The 15,010-nt window shown below is 64.5% G+C and carries 19 protein-coding genes and 1 tRNA gene; 10 read left to right on the plus strand and 10 right to left on the minus strand.

The genetic code is table 11. The features are described from left to right. Window positions 1-31: 31 nt before the first annotated feature. Window positions 32-799 (plus strand): enoyl-CoA hydratase/isomerase family protein, encoded by a 768-nt coding sequence (locus HAPAU_RS03360; RefSeq protein WP_066379614.1) that lies wholly within the window; start codon window positions 32-34, stop codon window positions 797-799. Here the strand turns inward: HAPAU_RS03360 and HAPAU_RS03365 are convergent. Continuing rightward, window positions 790-1,599, minus strand: coding sequence for an alpha/beta fold hydrolase (locus HAPAU_RS03365; RefSeq protein ID WP_066379616.1), 810 nt, complete (start codon window positions 1,597-1,599; stop codon window positions 790-792). The genes HAPAU_RS03360 and HAPAU_RS03365 overlap by 10 nt on opposite strands. 114 nt (window positions 1,600-1,713) lie before the next feature. Between HAPAU_RS03365 and HAPAU_RS03370 the strand changes: the two genes are divergently transcribed. Beyond that, window positions 1,714-2,397: a hypothetical protein gene (locus tag HAPAU_RS03370; protein ID WP_066379618.1), complete on the plus strand. Its 684-nt coding sequence runs from the start codon at window positions 1,714-1,716 to the stop codon at window positions 2,395-2,397. Between the two features lie 42 nt (window positions 2,398-2,439). Further along, complete coding sequence (locus HAPAU_RS03375) at window positions 2,440-2,871, plus strand: DUF488 family protein, N3 subclade (RefSeq protein WP_066379621.1); 432 nt, start codon at window positions 2,440-2,442, stop codon at window positions 2,869-2,871. Here the strand turns inward: HAPAU_RS03375 and HAPAU_RS03380 are convergent. The 4 genes from HAPAU_RS03380 to HAPAU_RS03395 form a co-directional block, all read right to left on the minus strand. Next, window positions 2,868-4,358: a sodium:solute symporter family transporter gene (locus HAPAU_RS03380; RefSeq protein WP_066379623.1), complete on the minus strand. Its 1,491-nt coding sequence runs from the start codon at window positions 4,356-4,358 to the stop codon at window positions 2,868-2,870. The two genes, HAPAU_RS03375 and HAPAU_RS03380, sit on opposite strands and share 4 nt — an antisense overlap. A gap of 99 nt (window positions 4,359-4,457) precedes the next feature. Further along, window positions 4,458-4,919: a MaoC/PaaZ C-terminal domain-containing protein gene (locus HAPAU_RS03385; RefSeq protein WP_066379627.1), complete on the minus strand. Its 462-nt coding sequence runs from the start codon at window positions 4,917-4,919 to the stop codon at window positions 4,458-4,460. Window positions 4,920-5,295: 376 nt separating this feature from the next. Next, the gene (locus tag HAPAU_RS03390) at window positions 5,296-5,586 is read right to left on the minus strand and encodes an HTH domain-containing protein (protein ID WP_066379629.1); all 291 of its coding nucleotides are present in this window, start codon (window positions 5,584-5,586) and stop codon (window positions 5,296-5,298) included. Window positions 5,587-5,698: 112 nt separating this feature from the next. Beyond that, window positions 5,699-6,040, minus strand: a complete 342-nt coding sequence (locus tag HAPAU_RS03395; protein WP_066379636.1) for a hypothetical protein — start codon at window positions 6,038-6,040, stop codon at window positions 5,699-5,701. Window positions 6,041-6,242: 202 nt separating this feature from the next. Here HAPAU_RS03395 and HAPAU_RS03400 point away from each other — a divergent pair, with 202 nt between their 5' ends. Further along, a complete protein-coding gene (locus HAPAU_RS03400) occupies window positions 6,243-7,193 on the plus strand; it encodes an AIR synthase family protein (protein ID WP_066379637.1) in 951 nt (316 codons plus the stop codon). Here HAPAU_RS03400 and HAPAU_RS03405 read toward each other — a convergent pair. Further along, window positions 7,182-7,421, minus strand: coding sequence for a glutaredoxin family protein (locus tag HAPAU_RS03405; RefSeq protein ID WP_211263528.1), 240 nt, complete (start codon window positions 7,419-7,421; stop codon window positions 7,182-7,184). The genes HAPAU_RS03400 and HAPAU_RS03405 overlap by 12 nt on opposite strands. A gap of 104 nt (window positions 7,422-7,525) precedes the next feature. Here HAPAU_RS03405 and HAPAU_RS03410 point away from each other — a divergent pair, with 104 nt between their 5' ends. Next, the gene (locus HAPAU_RS03410; protein ID WP_066379645.1) at window positions 7,526-8,590 is read left to right on the plus strand and encodes a Gfo/Idh/MocA family protein; all 1,065 of its coding nucleotides are present in this window, start codon (window positions 7,526-7,528) and stop codon (window positions 8,588-8,590) included. Window positions 8,591-8,602: 12 nt separating this feature from the next. Here the strand turns inward: HAPAU_RS03410 and HAPAU_RS03415 are convergent, their stop codons facing one another. Beyond that, window positions 8,603-8,977 (minus strand): DoxX family protein, encoded by a 375-nt coding sequence (locus HAPAU_RS03415; protein ID WP_066379646.1) that lies wholly within the window; start codon window positions 8,975-8,977, stop codon window positions 8,603-8,605. Window positions 8,978-9,096: 119 nt separating this feature from the next. Here HAPAU_RS03415 and HAPAU_RS23255 point away from each other — a divergent pair, with 119 nt between their 5' ends. The 4 genes from HAPAU_RS23255 to HAPAU_RS03430 all read left to right on the plus strand — a co-directional run bounded on the left by HAPAU_RS23255 (window position 9,097) and on the right by HAPAU_RS03430 (window position 11,817). Continuing rightward, window positions 9,097-9,237 carry a DUF7563 family protein gene (locus HAPAU_RS23255; RefSeq protein ID WP_169330532.1) on the plus strand — a complete coding sequence of 47 codons (141 nt, stop codon included), beginning with the start codon at window positions 9,097-9,099 and terminating at the stop codon, window positions 9,235-9,237. A gap of 52 nt (window positions 9,238-9,289) precedes the next feature. Continuing rightward, window positions 9,290-9,631, plus strand: coding sequence for a hypothetical protein (locus HAPAU_RS03420; protein ID WP_066379647.1), 342 nt, complete (start codon window positions 9,290-9,292; stop codon window positions 9,629-9,631). A gap of 220 nt (window positions 9,632-9,851) precedes the next feature. Continuing rightward, the gene (locus HAPAU_RS03425) at window positions 9,852-10,628 is read left to right on the plus strand and encodes a hypothetical protein (RefSeq protein WP_066379649.1); all 777 of its coding nucleotides are present in this window, start codon (window positions 9,852-9,854) and stop codon (window positions 10,626-10,628) included. A gap of 343 nt (window positions 10,629-10,971) precedes the next feature. After that, window positions 10,972-11,817 carry a right-handed parallel beta-helix repeat-containing protein gene (locus tag HAPAU_RS03430; RefSeq protein WP_169802615.1) on the plus strand — a complete coding sequence of 282 codons (846 nt, stop codon included), beginning with the start codon at window positions 10,972-10,974 and terminating at the stop codon, window positions 11,815-11,817. A gap of 190 nt (window positions 11,818-12,007) precedes the next feature. On the opposite strand, the gene HAPAU_RS03435 is transcribed toward HAPAU_RS03430, so the two are convergent. Continuing rightward, a tRNA-Glu gene (locus tag HAPAU_RS03435) sits at window positions 12,008-12,082 on the minus strand. Between the two features lie 88 nt (window positions 12,083-12,170). Further along, window positions 12,171-12,614, minus strand: coding sequence for a helix-turn-helix transcriptional regulator (locus tag HAPAU_RS23215; protein WP_066379651.1), 444 nt, complete (start codon window positions 12,612-12,614; stop codon window positions 12,171-12,173). 92 nt (window positions 12,615-12,706) lie between these two features. On the opposite strand from HAPAU_RS23215, the gene HAPAU_RS03445 reads away from it, so the two are divergent. After that, window positions 12,707-13,447, plus strand: coding sequence for an SDR family oxidoreductase (locus HAPAU_RS03445; RefSeq protein ID WP_066379653.1), 741 nt, complete (start codon window positions 12,707-12,709; stop codon window positions 13,445-13,447). A 14-nt stretch (window positions 13,448-13,461) separates the two neighbouring features. Here the strand turns inward: HAPAU_RS03445 and HAPAU_RS03450 are convergent, their stop codons facing one another. After that, entirely contained in the window at window positions 13,462-14,784 is a 1,323-nt protein-coding gene (locus HAPAU_RS03450; protein WP_066379654.1) for a right-handed parallel beta-helix repeat-containing protein, read from the minus strand. Window positions 14,785-15,010: the final 226 nt, after the last annotated feature.

A 15,010-nucleotide genomic window follows, 5' to 3' on the forward strand; every position in this document is an offset into this window, starting at 1 on the left:
TTTTAGGTACTCCGCCCGGATCGAATCGGTCATGCAGATCACCGACGAGGCAGGCGTTCGCACCATCACGTTCGACCGCCCCGACGTTCTGAACGCCTTTACGACCGACACCGCGGCCGAACTCGCCGACGTTCTCGCCGAAAGCGATCCGACCGAACAGGACGCGATCGTGCTCACCGGCGAGGGTCGGGCGTTCAGCGCCGGGGGCGATATCGAGTCGATGGCCTCCCGCGAGGAGACCCCCGAGGAGGCCTACGAGCGGATCGACGACACCTTCGGCCGCCTCGCCGAGGAAGCCATGTCCTGCCGCGTGCCGATCGTCGCCCGGGTCAACGGCGACGCCGTCGGCGCAGGCATGGCGATGGTCGCGCTCACCGACTTCGCCTACGCCGTCGAATCCGCGCGCTTCAGCGCCGCGTTCGTCCGCGTGGGGCTGATCCCCGACACCGGCGGGACCTTTCTGTTGCCCCGACTCGTGGGCCTGCGGGCCGCGAAGGACCTCGCCTTTACGGGCCGGTTCTTCGACGCTGCGGAGGCGGCCGACCTCGGGCTGGTCAACGCGGTCGTTGCCGAGGACGACCTCGACGGCCGGATCGACGAGTTGCTCGACACCCTCCGAGAACGTCCGACGCGGACCATCGGGATGGCGAAACGCGCGATCCACGCGAACCTCGGGCGGAGCTGGGGGGAGGCGCTCGACTACGAGAACGTCGTCCAGTCACAGGCGTACGCGACCCAGGAACACGGCGAGGGCGTCGACGCGTTCCTCGAGGACCGCGGTCCCGAGTTTTACTCGTAGAGGAACTCGCGGATCGCGCCGTCGAACTCGGATCGGCGGTCGAGGACCGCCTCGTGGCCCGCCGCCTCGATCTCGACGAACTCGACTTCGGGGATCCCCCGGACAGTCTCGCGGTAGCGCTCGCGGGTGAAAAACGGGTCCTCGGTTCCGCCGATCACGAGCGTCGGGACCTCGATGTCGCCGAGGCGGTCGGTCGCGTCGTGGGCGAGGCAGGCGTCGGCCGAAACGAGGAAGTCTCGACGGTCGACGGGCGATTGGGTACCGAGACGGCCGTAGAGCCGTGCAGCGCCCCGAACGATTGGTCCTCGGAGGCCGCCCGCGACCGCTCCCGCGGCCTCCTCGTAGATCGGCCGGAACTCCCCCCGTTCGGCGTGCTCACGCCACCGTTCGACCACCTCGCGCCCGTGTTCGCTCAGTCGGGCGGCGGCCAGTCCGAGGACCGCGCGCTCGACGAGATCCGGATGATCGGCCGCGAGGTGCTCGACGAGAAAACCGCCCATCGAGAGGCCCAGCACGTCCGCGGGGCCGACTGCCTCAAGGACCTCAGCGTAGCCCGCCGCCAGATCGCGCGTCGAGGCGTTTTCGGGGAGGCCGGGGGGACGGCTCACCATCGCGACCGTGTGTCGGCCCGTATAGCGGTCGCAGTAGGTGGCGACGAGCAGGCTGAACCACCACCGGTCGGTGACGCGACAGAGGGGGTCGTTGAGTCCCGGAACGACGAGAAGGGTTCGCGGACCGTCGCCGACGGCGACGTAGGGGTGGTCGGCCCACCGGCCACGACGGAGGGGGGTTCCGATCACTGCTCGCCACCTCGGGCGGGTCGGTTCGATGGGCAGGCCATACCCGATGGTCGTCGGGACGGACCAAAAACCGTCGCCCGATAGGGCTATCCATCAGTGATCGGATACCGAGGTATGGGACACCGGTTCGACGCGCGTGCCCCTCGAGCGGCGTTGTACGTCGCGCTCGGCTCCGTCGGCGGGTTCGTGACGGTGCTCCTCGTGGGGTTCGTCCTGTTCGCGATCGAGGCGTTCTCGCTCGTCTCGGCGCTCCTGGGCGTCGCGCTGCTGGCGGGCCCGGGGCTCGCCCTGTGGGTGCTGATCCGAAACCCGGATCAGTGCCCGGCCAACGACGGGTTACACCCCATCCCGCTTCTCCAGTTCGTCTCGCTCGTAGAACGACTGGACCGGCGAGTCGTAGGGCTCGCACTCGCCCTCGGTGTAGTCGGCCAGTTCGCACTAGTTTCGGTCTCGCCGGTCGCGTCGCTGCTGGCCCTGTTCGCGGGGTTTGCAGCGATGTGGGTGCTCGATCCGGCGATCGACGGGGAGCGATGGGGGTCGGCCCATCGGCCGGCCGCCGGGGCGGGGCTGCCCGGCGGACTCGCGGGGGCGATGTCACGACTCGTCCTGATCGTCGTCGGGACCGCCCTACTGGTCGCCGGAGCGCGACTCGGGGAGGGACTCGTCTCGGACGGGATACCGGAACCGGCGATCGAGCAGGCGAGGCTCGCCGTCGGTCTCGGGATCGGTTCGGTCACGGCGTTGCTGTTCGGTCTGCTCTGTCTCTATCTCGGAGTGGTCGGTTCGATTCGAGCGTAGTGCGGGGACGGGAGTTTTACGCGTCGCTCGCCTCCCTCCGGTATGACCCGCGGAACGGTCTCGGAGACGTACCACGCGGCGCTCGCTCACGGCTTCGCCGACGTAGGAGACGCGACTCGAATCGGGGTCGTTCGCCGGCCGACAGCGTGGTTCTCCGGGGAGATCGACGAGAACGTCCCCGAACTCGGCCCGCCGGAGGAACTCCTCGAGGAGTTCAAACGGCGCCACGAGGACTTCAAGATGCAGGGGATGTGCGACGAAGGCGCACACAACGCCGCGTGGGAGGAGGTGAAGTTCGGGGAACGGTACCGCGAGCACCTCGACTCGGCCGAAGCGGGCGCGGCGCTCTCGGCCCTCGCCGAACGGGTCGTGGGCGGCGAGAGCGTCGTCCTCGTCTGTTTCGAGAAGGGCACTAAACGGTGTCACCGCCACGCGCTCGAGGCGGAACTGGCGGCCCGACTCGACCGGGACTAATCGTCGTCGACGGCGTGATCCGACCCGAGGAGGCCGATCTCCCGCGAGAGTACGCCCGGATCGAAGCGGGTGTCGGTCAGCCGGGCCGACAGGACGGCGAGGCCGGCCGACACCGCCGCGGCACCGAGGAACGCCCGGAGAAACGAGGGGTCGGGGAGGGGGACGAGCGCCGACAGCGCCCCGTGCGTCGTCGGCAGGTACGCCAGCCCGACGAGCAGGCCGGCGACGCTCGCGGCGAGCATACCGTACTCATTCGCGCGCATCGAGTAGAGTCCGTAGATCAGCGGGACGGCCGCCGCGACGGCGAACAGGTCCGCCGTGAGGAACAGTGCGAGGACGCTGTAGGCCCGCGCGCCGATGACGATCGCCCCGAGCGCGACCGCGACGGTCGTGAGCCGTGCGGCCAGCGTCAGCGAGCGTTCGGAGGGCGAATCGAGCAGTCGCGGCAGGTCGGCGGTGACGACGCTCGCGATCGCGTTGAACAGCGTGTCGGCGGTGCTCATAACCAGCAGGACGGCGAGCAGGACCACGACGAGGCCGACCCACTCGGGCAGCGTCTCGAGGACGAGGACGAACAGCGCGACGCTCGCGTCACCCGGCCCCTCGAGGAGACCGAAGCCGGCGGCGACGACGCCGAACAGCCCGGCGACGAGGACGACCGGGACGACCGTCAGCCCGGAAATCGCGAACGACCGTCGCACCGTCTCGCCGTCCTCGGCGGCGTAGACGCGCTGCCACCACGACTGGTTGAGCAGTTCGGCCCCAGCGATGGCCACGACGATATACACTCCAAACAGCAGGCCGGGGACGAAGCCGGGATCGAGCAGCGTCGGGTCGGTCGTAGCGACCGTCCGTCCGATCGGACCGGGACCGCCGAGGGTGAACAGCGTGACGGCGAAGACCACGCCCAGAAGCGGGAGGACGACCAGCAACTGGACGGTGTCGGTGAAGATGCTCGCGCGCAGCCCGCCGTAGGCCGTATAGAGCAGGACGAACCCGCCGACCAGTCCGGCGGTCTGCCACGCCGGGACGCCCGCGACCAGCGAGAGGACGCCGACGATGCCGGTCATGTTCGCCGCCAGCGAGACGAACATGAACGCGACGCTGACCAGCAGGACGTAGGCGTACATCGCGGGGCCGTACCGCACGAAAGCGTACTCGGTGAGGGTGTGACCCTCGGGGATCAGCCGACGGATCCGCGGGCCCACGACGACGTAGACCAGGCTCGCGGCGGCGCTGCCGAGTGCGTAGCCCGCGACGGCGGTAACGCCGCCGAACGCCGCGCCCGCCTCCGCGGGGCTGAACAGGATCCACCCGCCCATGTTCGAGGCAAGCAGCGTCGCGACCAGCGTTCGGGTTCCGACTGAGTCGCGCGCGCTGATGAACTCCTCGATCGAGTCCGTTCCCCGAGTGTACCACAGTCCGACCGCGGTCGTCGCCGCCACCGTCACGACGACCAGCGCGATCGCCCCCATCGAACTCACCATCCGAACCGCCACCGCGATCCGTTCGAGTACACACCGGTCGTCCGCCGGTCGCGGGGATAAACCCGGCGAATACCACCCGGTATTTCGCGGACGATTCGATCAGTCCCGGCGTTTGATCAGGAACTTCATGTCTCCCGAAAAGACCGTCTCGTTCTCTTGGTTGGTCATCTCTGTATCGATCGTGACCAGCCCCGAGTCCTCGCGGCTCGACAGTTCCTTTTTCCCGACTACCTCCATATCGAGCGAGACGGTGTCGTTCGTTCGTACGGGCGCGGGGATGTCCATGTAGTTCATACCCAAAAAGGCCAGCACGGTGCGTTCGAGGAAGCCACACCGGTAGACGAACCCGGTGGCGAGGACGAACGTCATCGGGCCGTGGGCGACCCGCTCGCCGAAGTACTCCTCGTCGGCGTAGTGGCGGTTCGTGTGTAGTTCGGTCCAGTCGCCCGAGAACGCCGAATGCAGGACGAAATCCGATTCCGTCACCGTGCGCCCGACGCTCTCGAACGTCTGGCCGACCGAAAAGTCCTCGAAGTGGTGTGGCTCGTAACTGTATGCCATCGTAACCCGATCTATCGACCATGAGAAAATACGTTCCCGTTCGTCAGTCCCGTTCACCGGTCTCCTGTCGATCGGTCGGGGCGATTCGAGACCCTGAATCGCGCCATACCATATATTATTCAATATGATTACATAATACACAAAGTATTTATTGGTGACACTCGTTGGACTATTTGCCGTCAAGGAGACGGCGTTGTGCCTGTCAGAGGCCACCCCCCTCCCCATCGCACTCTCGATGGCGTCGTATCGCCATCCCCCACCAGTACGCCGGTGATCCACTCCCCCCCCCCTGATCACCGAGGTGCCGACCGGGCCGCTTCCGGCCGGCGTCGCGTACGCTTTTCGTCCGGAAACCACATCGAAGAAGCGTCGGTCCTTACTCGTCGGCTTGCTCGCGAACCGCCGTGGCGAGCGCCGGATGCAACACCGGTCGGTCCTCCTCGTCCCGGCGGAGCAGCGGCTCGCCGTGGAGTTCCTCTTCGAGGGTGCCGACACGCTTTTTGATCGTGCGTTCGGTGTAGCCCGTCTCCTCGGCGAGTTCCTCGGTCGAGAGGGGGTCGTCGGCGTTCGAAAGCGCCAGTGCGATCTCGTACTCCGACTCCCGGTACTCCGTCGCCATCTTCTCGGCGAGCGCGGCCAACTTCGCTGGGACCTCCTCGGTTGCCATACCTCCCTCTGAGGGGAGCGGGTATGTAAAACCTGTACTGTCGCGGCGGACGCGTCGCTCGTAAGCGCGAGCGGTCGGTGGCCGCGAGAGGCAAAGAAAGAGTTCGGTCGCGTTACAGACCGCCCTGACGGCGGGCCCGATCGCGGTCGGTCAGTATCTCGACCAGCGGGCGGGCGGTCTCGACGAGCGCCAGTGTCCGGGCGGGGTTTCGCTTCGCGATGTACGCGAGGGCGCTCGCGGCGGTGAGAAAGGTGACGAACGTGACGACGATGGCGCTGCTGATGGCAAACGGTATGAGTGCGGCGATCAGCGTGACGCTGATGCCGTTGATGAACAGCAACGCCCCGGCCAACAGGAGGAACCTGTTGATCGCGGCTGTTGGCCCGCCGGATCCACGATCGGACCCGCGCCCGCGGGTGGATCGACGGGAGGTATGGTCGGATAGCGAGTCCATAACAACCATTCGTTTGGGTACCCTCTTGAAACTCAGTCAGCTATCCGTCAGACATCCGTGTTTCATTCAATGAGATCGGGATTTGAAATACCGGTACGGAAGCATGTGAATCGATTCTGACGTGTTCGATGTGGCCGCCATCGGACGGCGGGACGACCGACAACCCGATAGTATACAACCGTTGGACGGTCTCCCATGAGACATGATCGGGAAACTCGACCCGGATCGTCTCGAGACCGTGTTCTCGCGGACGGGCACGCCCGACGACGACGTGGTAGTAGGGCCGGCTTACGGCGAGGACACCGCCGCGCTCAGGGTCGGCGAACAGCTGCTCGTCGTTAACACCGACCCCGTCTCGCTGGCCGCCGAGCGCATCGGCGAGATCGGGATCCACGTCGCCTGCAACGACGTCGCCGCTTCGGGCGGCGAACCGCGCTGGCTCACCGCGGTGGTCTTCCTGCCCGATGGGGACCTCCTCGATCCCGTCGTCTCCCAGCTCGATACGGCCGCCCGCGAGGCCGGCGTGGCGATCGTCGGCGGGCACACCGAGTACGCCCCCGAGCGCGACCGCCCCCTGCTCGCACTCACTTGTCTCGGCCTCGCCGACGAGTACGTCCCGACCGGCGGTGCGGACCCGGGCGACACCCTGCTCCTGACGAAGGGCGCGGGGATCGAAGGGACCGCGATCCTCGCGACCGACTTCCGAGAGAGCATGGATCTCCCTGAGAGCCTCCTCGACCGAGGGCAGGCGCTGTTCTCGGAACTGAGCGTCCTCCCCGAAGCCCGGCTCCTGCGCGAGGACGCGAGCGCGATGCACGATCCCACGGAGGGCGGACTGGTCGACGGCGCGCTCGAACTCGCGGTCGCTTCCGATGTGCGCGTCGAGATCGAGCGCGACCACGTCCCGATCCGCGAGAGCACCCGAGAGCTCTGTGCGGCGATGGGCGTGGACCCGCTGAAGATATTCGGCTCGGGCGCGCTGCTGGCGACGATACCCGAGGAACTGGTCGAGGAGGCGCTCGACGCGCTCGATTCGGCGGGGATCGAGGCGGCGGCTATCGGGACGGTCGAGGCCGGCGAGCCCGCCCTCTCGCTCGACGGCGAGCGGATCACCGAACCGGTTCGGGACGACCTCTACGAGCTATGGACGTAGGTTCGCCCGAAGCTCGTCGGGATCGACGCGGTATTTGAAGGCGGGGCGGCCCTCCACGAACACGTAGGGGACGCGCTCGCCGTACTCCTCGTCGAGGTCAGCCTCGTCGACGTCCACGAGGGTGAGATCCACGTCGATGTCGACCTCGCTCGCCACGTCCTCGATCGTCCCGATCGCCTCCGCACACAGGTGGCAATCTTCGCGGGTGTAGACGGTGATCTCGGTCACGGTCGGTAGCAGGGCTGGGATCGACAGGGGCGTTTCGGTTCCCGGAGCCGGCAGAACGGTTCAGGATCGACAGTGTATTCACTCACAGTCGAGTGAGCCGAGTCATGAGTCAGCAGCCAATCCGACTCGGCGTCGTCGGTCTCGGGTTCATGGGACAGGTCCACGCCGAGAACACCGAGCAGTTCGGCCACGACGTGGTGGCCGGCACCGACCTCGACGGGGCGGCCCGCGAGAACTTCGCCGACCGGTTCGATGCGGCGACCTACGAGGAGTTCGACCGGATGTACGACGAGGAGGAGCTCGATGCCGTCGCCGTCTCGGTCCCCAACAAGTTCCACGAGCCGGCGGTCGTCGCCGCGCTCGAACGCGGGCTGGACGTCCTCTGTGAGAAGCCGCTCGCCCACACCCTCGACAGTGCCAAACGAATCGCCGCGGTCGCGCGCGATTCGGAGGGGTTCTGTGCGGTCAACTTCCACAACCGCCTCTCGGCCGCCGCGGAGATGGTAAAGGGCTACGACCGGGAGGGGAAGTTCGGCGACCTCACGCACGTTCAGGCTAACTACGTCAGGTGGCGCGGGGTGCCCGGGCTCGGAACGTGGTTCACCTCGAAGGAGCTCGCGGGCGGGGGCGCGCTGGTCGACATCGGCGTCCACGCCATCGACTTCGCGCTCTACCTGCTGGATTTCCCGGCCGTCGAGGAAGTCATGGGGATCAGCCGGTCGAACGCGGCGGGAGACGAGGACTACGCCGACCCCAACGACTGGGGCACTGGCGAGGGCGAGTTCGACGTCGAGGATTCGGTTACGGCGTTGATCCGGTGTGAGACGGGCCAGACGGTCTCGCTCGAGGTCTCGTGGGCGGCCTCGCAAGAACCGACCAACGAGTTCACGGTACGAGGAACCGACGCGGGCGCACGACTCAGCCTCGGCGAGGAGGAGTTGGAGCTGTTCGAGACTGGCCATCAGGGAACGGACCACTTCGTCCGTTCGGAGCTGGAGGGCAGCCTGCCCGAGATGGGCTGGGCGGCGACGGACAAACTGTTCGCAGAAAGCGTCGCCCGCGGTGAAGCGCCCGAGCTCAACACGGTCGAGCAGGCGCTGACCGTCCAGCAGGTCATCGACGCGATCTATCGCTCCGCGGAGGAAGGGACCTCGGTTCGAGTCGAGTAAGCGTTTTCCCGATCAGTTCTCGTTGGCTCGCCCGAGGAAGGCGAGTGCCGCACCGAGAAGCGCCACGTTCTGCAGGAAGTTCGTCTGTTCGGTGTCGCGTTCCTGTCCTTCCGCGTTCCAGAAGTCGTGCATCAGCGGCGTGACGCCGACGAGGAAGCCGGCGATCGCACCCGCCGCGAGTCGCGGAACCCGCCAGAGAATCACGGCGAGGCTACCGAAGGCGAGCATTCCGCTCGCGAAGGGCACGAGCCGGTCGGCCTCGGGGACGTCCTTCGAGTCGGCGTAGCCGATCATCGCTTCGAGTTCCTGGAAGTTGCTGTACGCCAGCGCGGCGAGGCTCCCGCCGAACAGGAGTCGACCGAGCAGTGACGGTGTGTCCTTGCTCATCAACACCGACGATAGGCCCGCGAGGCTCAAAAGCCGCCGGGTATCGGCAGAGTAGATGTCAACAGAACGAACGAATAAGTTGATAACGGGGTCGATGGTAGGTAGGGGCGGGGATGCAGATGCCAACCTGTGCCACATGCGGTGAACACGTGACTGGACGGTTCCAGCGGGTGTTCGCCGGAAACGACGGCGAAGTCTATGGCTGTCCGGCCTGCACCGATATGACCGCAATCATCAACGGTGCGCCGGCCCGGCGGTAGCGTCGTCTCTCGTCACGTACAAGTACCGACGCCCGAAAGGGACGGATGAGCGATGTCGAGACGTCTTCGCGGCCCACCCAAGCCACGCGACGAGGCGGGACCGGACCCGATCGACGCGTGGACGTTTATCACGTTCGTAGCCATGATGCTCGTCATCTCGGTCGTGATCGTCGGTATCGGCGGGATACTGCACGGCTTCCCGACGTTCTCGGGGCCCGCCGAACCGAACGAGTCCGATACCGGTAGCGAAGGCGTTCAGGGTGAAACCGGTAACGGCACGGCGGAAAACGCGGACGGGGATGGGGACGACACCGGTCCCATTTTCGGCAACACGGACACTGTGGGCGCCAGCGACGGTGGCGGCGATCGAACCGGATCGGCCGGCGAGGGCTGAAGGCGACGGATGAGCTGAAGCGACCGCTGTCTCTCGACTGTACCGTCCACCGAATCGACGTGTCCCACAACCAGTCGAACGGACGTAGCCACTCGCTACCGCCGGAGTAAGTGCGTGCTACAAGCACACTCCTGTCGATCGAACCGACTATGGATGCCATTACAATGAGTCGATAACCGAACGGAAGGGACACTGGATACGCTCCAGTTCGGAGAGAGACATGCAAGACACGCCCGATGAAACAGCCACGAGTACCAGTCACGAACCCGACGACCGAACAGCATCACCGAGGACGAAAGGCCTGTCCGCCTCACGCCGCCGTGTCCTTCGGGGAGCCGGGGCTGCCGCGGGCCTCGTCGGCGTTTTCGGGGGAACACGACCGACGACCGCGGCCGAAACCGAGAGCGACTCCATCGAGGACACGCTGTGTACTGACTCCGAAACGGAGACCGATCCCGACGAACTGTATCTCGGATTACTCGCAAAGCAACTCGAACTCCGTGCTACCACCGGCCCGAACCTCGACGAGGAGGGTATCCGAACCGTCCTCGAGGAGTACGAACCCGACTTCGAGGGGCACCTGATCTTCTTTGCGGCGAGCGATTTCGGCAAACCACGCGTGTTCCTCCCGGACGGTCTTCCGGATCGACAGCTCGCTCTTGAAACGATCCTCGACCGGGTTCATCAGGGGAAGTGGAATCCCGATCACGCCGGCCTCCGTGAGGTCCGAAACCGGGTCTTCGAGGAGGTGCGCGGTATCCATCAGGGACTTCCCGCCGTTTATCACGACGAGGGCGAGGCGACGTACGACCTGACCGGGCCGTGGGACGGCGTCTACAACTTCGTCACGATCCGACAGGTGGTCGGCCTCGTCGATTGGGTGACCAACGCCGACGAGGAGTGGACCGACGGCCGTCGGCTCACGTACGGCTCGTCCGATCCCATGCTATCGCCTGCCGGTGTCGTGATGCGTCGACAGCGTGAGGGGCCTCGATAGACGGGTTCGAGCGACTAGGTCCTGTTTCAGCCGTACAGACCCCTCCGCATCTGAGGCGCGTCCACCCTCCGAAGCGGTCTCACGATATCCTTATTTGCCTGGTTTCCGTGTAGACACCTATCGTGGCATGAGGAGTCAAGACTCAGTCGAGAGATCCACGCGACGAGGACTACTACAAACGACCGCGGTCGGTCTGACTGGCGCCCTCGGGGCAGGGTTGTTCGGGTCGAGGGCTGCTCGAGGATCCGAGTCTACCGATACTTCGGCCTCGACAAGTATCAGAGACTCCATCACGATTACGGAGTCGGGGACCTACGTTCTCGAAACCGACCTCGAACGAGACGTGACTGAGAAGCCCGCGCAATCCGGTCCCGTCCCCTTCATCGAGATCGGCGATGGGATCGACGGCGAAGTCGTCATTGACGGGCGGGGCCACATGATCGCAGGACAGGGATCCGGGACCGGTATCCTGGCTCTCGAAACCTCCGGCGGGGAGGTGACAGTTCGGGACCTCACAGTCTGTAACTTCCAGCAGGGTACGTATCTCGAGCTGGCTGGTTCATTGACCCTCGACGGTGTGACGATCACCAACTGTGAACGCGCGATCTCACACCGCGATAGCAGTCGATTGGTGGGGGATGCGCTCACTATTACGAAGAACGAAACGGGGATCGATTCGACCAACTCAACGGTGACACTCAGTGATTCGACTATCACCGATAATACGGGCATTGGACTGAGTGTCACCCGGCCCGAGATCTCGAACACCACCGTCTTGCGAAACGGGACCGGTATCGCAGTACACTCGGGGGATGGATCCATAACGGACTGTGATATCCGGTACAACGACCGAAACGGGATCGAAACAACGGACTCCTCCGTTACCGTTACTGACTCGCATATTTCGGAGAACGGTCGACATGGGATCCATATGCGCTCGAGTACGGACTGGAAGATCCACCGGAACACCATCAACCGGAACGGGGACTATGGTGTCTATATCGAGGGCTCCAACGGGGCCCTCGTAATCGATAATACGATCGAGGGTAACGAGACCGGCCCCGTCTTCATCAGTGACGATTCCGGAGGGAACATCGTGGTACTCGTCCGGACTAGCGGAGAGCGTCCAATCGACCGTGGGGATGGCGATAACAACGGAGACGATGCTGGAAACAACGAACGGGATTGAACAGGACTCCCGAGGGGAAATCCTGTTCGATTATTAGGCACTGATAAATAGTGAAACGTCGGGAATATCCCAGCGGTACACCCTCGTGTGCCGTCTCCGTCCATCATCTACCACTCGAAACAGGAGTCGTCTCGTTTTAGACAGAGGGAATCTACTTCAGGGTTGTCATGACAGAATTTCGAGGGTGGGATGCTCCGTCAGGGATTCGAACCCTGGTCATTGCCGTGAGAGGGCAATATGATTGGCCGGACTACACTAACGGAGCGTACTGGTCTCCTCCGCACTCTTCGGTAGCCACGAGAGTCGTTTAACAGTTGCGTTTTACCGCGGGTATGATCCTTGCTGTCGTCCGGTTAGGTGCCCGTTTCGAGCGGCGAACGCGTCGCGTCGGGTTCGGATCCGGGGTGGCTGATGATGTTTTCCCGCCCGATCCGGAGTTTGGTGATCGATCCATCGGCCTCCATCTCCGAGAGGAGCATGCTCACTTTCGATTTCGACCATCCCGTCTCCTCGACGATATGCGTCTGGTGCATTCGCCCCTCGTGCGATTCGAGCAACTCGTGGACCTGCTCCTCATCGGTCAGAACCGCCGGTTCGGAGACCGGTGTCGATTCGATCGGATCTATCTGTGTGGATACTGATTCCGGCGCCGAACCGCGTCGTCGTCGCCATGCGATCACGCCGCTTCCCACCAGAACCGCCCAGAGACCGATGACAACGACCAATCCGCCGGTAGTCGGCGTCTGAAACCCGACGATCGACGGGAGCCCCCCGACCGAATCAGTTACCCAATACATTGTATATAATACTGTTTCTTAGATATAAAAATGTTTATGACCGTTTGGTATCATAAGCGAACAGTCAACAGGTCGGGGGGCGATGGGCGAGCATGGAGACGCTCTCGCTCGACGGGCGAACTGCACTGATCACCGGCGCGAGTTCGGGTATCGGAAGCGCGGCTGCTCGCGGGCTCGCTCGCGAAGGGGTGAACGTCGCGCTCGCGGCACGCCGGGAGGAACGACTCACGGAGATCGCAGAGGGGATCGAATCGGAGTACGACGTCGAGACGTTGACGGTGCCGACGGACATCCGCGAGGAGGAGGCCGTCGAGGGAATGGTCGAGGAGACGATCGAACGGTTCGACAGCCTCGACATCCTATTGAACAACGCAGGCCTCGGGCGTGGCGGCGATGTCGAGTCGCTCTCAACGGAGGACTACCGGCTCATGCAGGACACCAACGTCGACGGGATGTTCTTCACGACGCGGGCGGCCCTGCCCCACCTGAAGGAATCACGGGGAAATCTGATCTTCATCGGGAGCTTCGCCGGGCATTTCCCCCGGCCGTCGAACCCCGTCTACGCGGCGACCAAGTGGTGGACCCGCGGCTTCGCCCACAGCGTCCAAGCCAGCGTCGGCGACGAGGGCGTCGCTGTCACCGTCATCAATCCCTCGGAGGTACGGACCGAGTTCGGAAGCGCTTCCGGTGAGTCCTTCGAGGAGCGCTTCGGGGAGGGCGAGGTCACCGAACCCGAGGAGATCGCTGACGCGGTCGTCTTCGCGGCGGGCCAGCGCAACTCGACGGTGAGCGAACTCGACCTCTACCGGCGCGACAAGTTCGAGAGCTTCTGAGACCGGGCGACGGTTCAGTCCTCAGAGTCGTCGGAGCCGGTCTCGGGGAGCGCACAGCTCCCCGAGGTGTCGATCCCGCTCTCGTCGACGGTAGACCCGTCGTTCAGGACTAGCTCCTCGCCGGTCACGTCGATGGTGGCGTCCGTGACCTCGTTGTCCTGCGATTCCTCGAAGACGATCCCGTTCCGGCGCCGTCCGGACTGGCTGATACAGACGTTCTCGATCGTGTTGTGGTCCCGCGAGAAGCGCATCGCACCCCGATACGTTCCACCCCCGGTGACCGAGACGTTCTCGATGGTCCTCGTCCCAGCGTCGACTGCGGTGGCGTCGTCAACGTAGACCGCGTAGCTCGTGCGCGAGCCGTCCGAGTGCCGGGTGGTGTACTCCTCGCCGACGTGGATACGGGTGTCCCGTAGCTCGAAGGAGCCACCCGAGTACGCGCCGACGACGGCGCCCGTTCCCTGGCTACCCTCGACGCTGACCTCGCAGTTCTCGATACTCACGGGACCGGGGCCGTCCGCGATCCGGATGCCGCGCATGTTGCCGAATCCCTCCGGCTGTTCATCAACGACGACCTCGCAGTCTTCGACGGAGCTGCCGGCACTCCCCAGCCGGATCTGCGTGACGTTGCTGTTTGCGTACCGGCCGCCCTCGACGGTGACCGGTCCCGAGGAATGGGAGGCGTACAGCCCGTTGTCGGCAAAGCCCTCGATCTCACACCCTCGAAACGTGATCGAGCCGGTCGTGTTGACGTAGACCCCCGTTCCGGAGCCGCCGTCGGTTGACCGCAGGTTTTCGATCAGGCTGTGGCCGTCCTCGTCGAGAGTGCGAAAGCCGAAGGCGGTGTCGCCGCCGTGAAAGCCGTCTTTGCGGACGTCCCGAACGACGAGCCCGTCGTAGGCACTGACAACGAACTCGGGGGCGACTCCCTCGCGGGTCGCGTCGATCGTGAAGTTCTCGATCCGGAGGTTCCGGGTCTCGGCCCCACCGAGCCAGAGGGCCTCGTCGTACTCCTCGCCCGGAACCAGCGTCACGTCGCCCTCCCCGACCATCGCGAAATCCGTTAGCGCGTAGAGGCTGAGATCGTTCGCCCGGTAGCGCCCCTCGGGAAATCGAAGCAGTGTGTCGTCGGCGGCGTGTTCCTCGAAGACGTCGTCGATCGGTTCGGCTCCGGTGGGGTCAGCTCCTGCTTCGACGATGTCGACGACGGTTCCGTACTCCGTGTCGTCCGCTGTCGCGGTTCCAAACAGCCCCGTCGAGAGGGCCGCGGCCCCGACCGTCTGTAACAACACTCGGCGACTGACGCCCGATCCGTCCGTAGTAGTCCTCTGATCCATGTCCCATGCCCCTCCGATGATGAAGATTAAACCCACCGAACTAAATTTTCATATCCTAATATGGATTTTAGAAAAAGTTGTCACTAGTATTAGAATGATACGCGCGAAGAATCCGGTTTGTAGGCTACGAGACCGGTCGATCGAGTCGTCCACTATCCATCGCACGTATGATACGACAATCGATAATATAGTACGGTACGACGATACTATCTAATATGAATTATTT

Source organism: Halalkalicoccus paucihalophilus, from assembly GCF_001593955.1.
GTDB lineage: Archaea > Halobacteriota > Halobacteria > Halobacteriales > Halalkalicoccaceae > Halalkalicoccus > Halalkalicoccus paucihalophilus.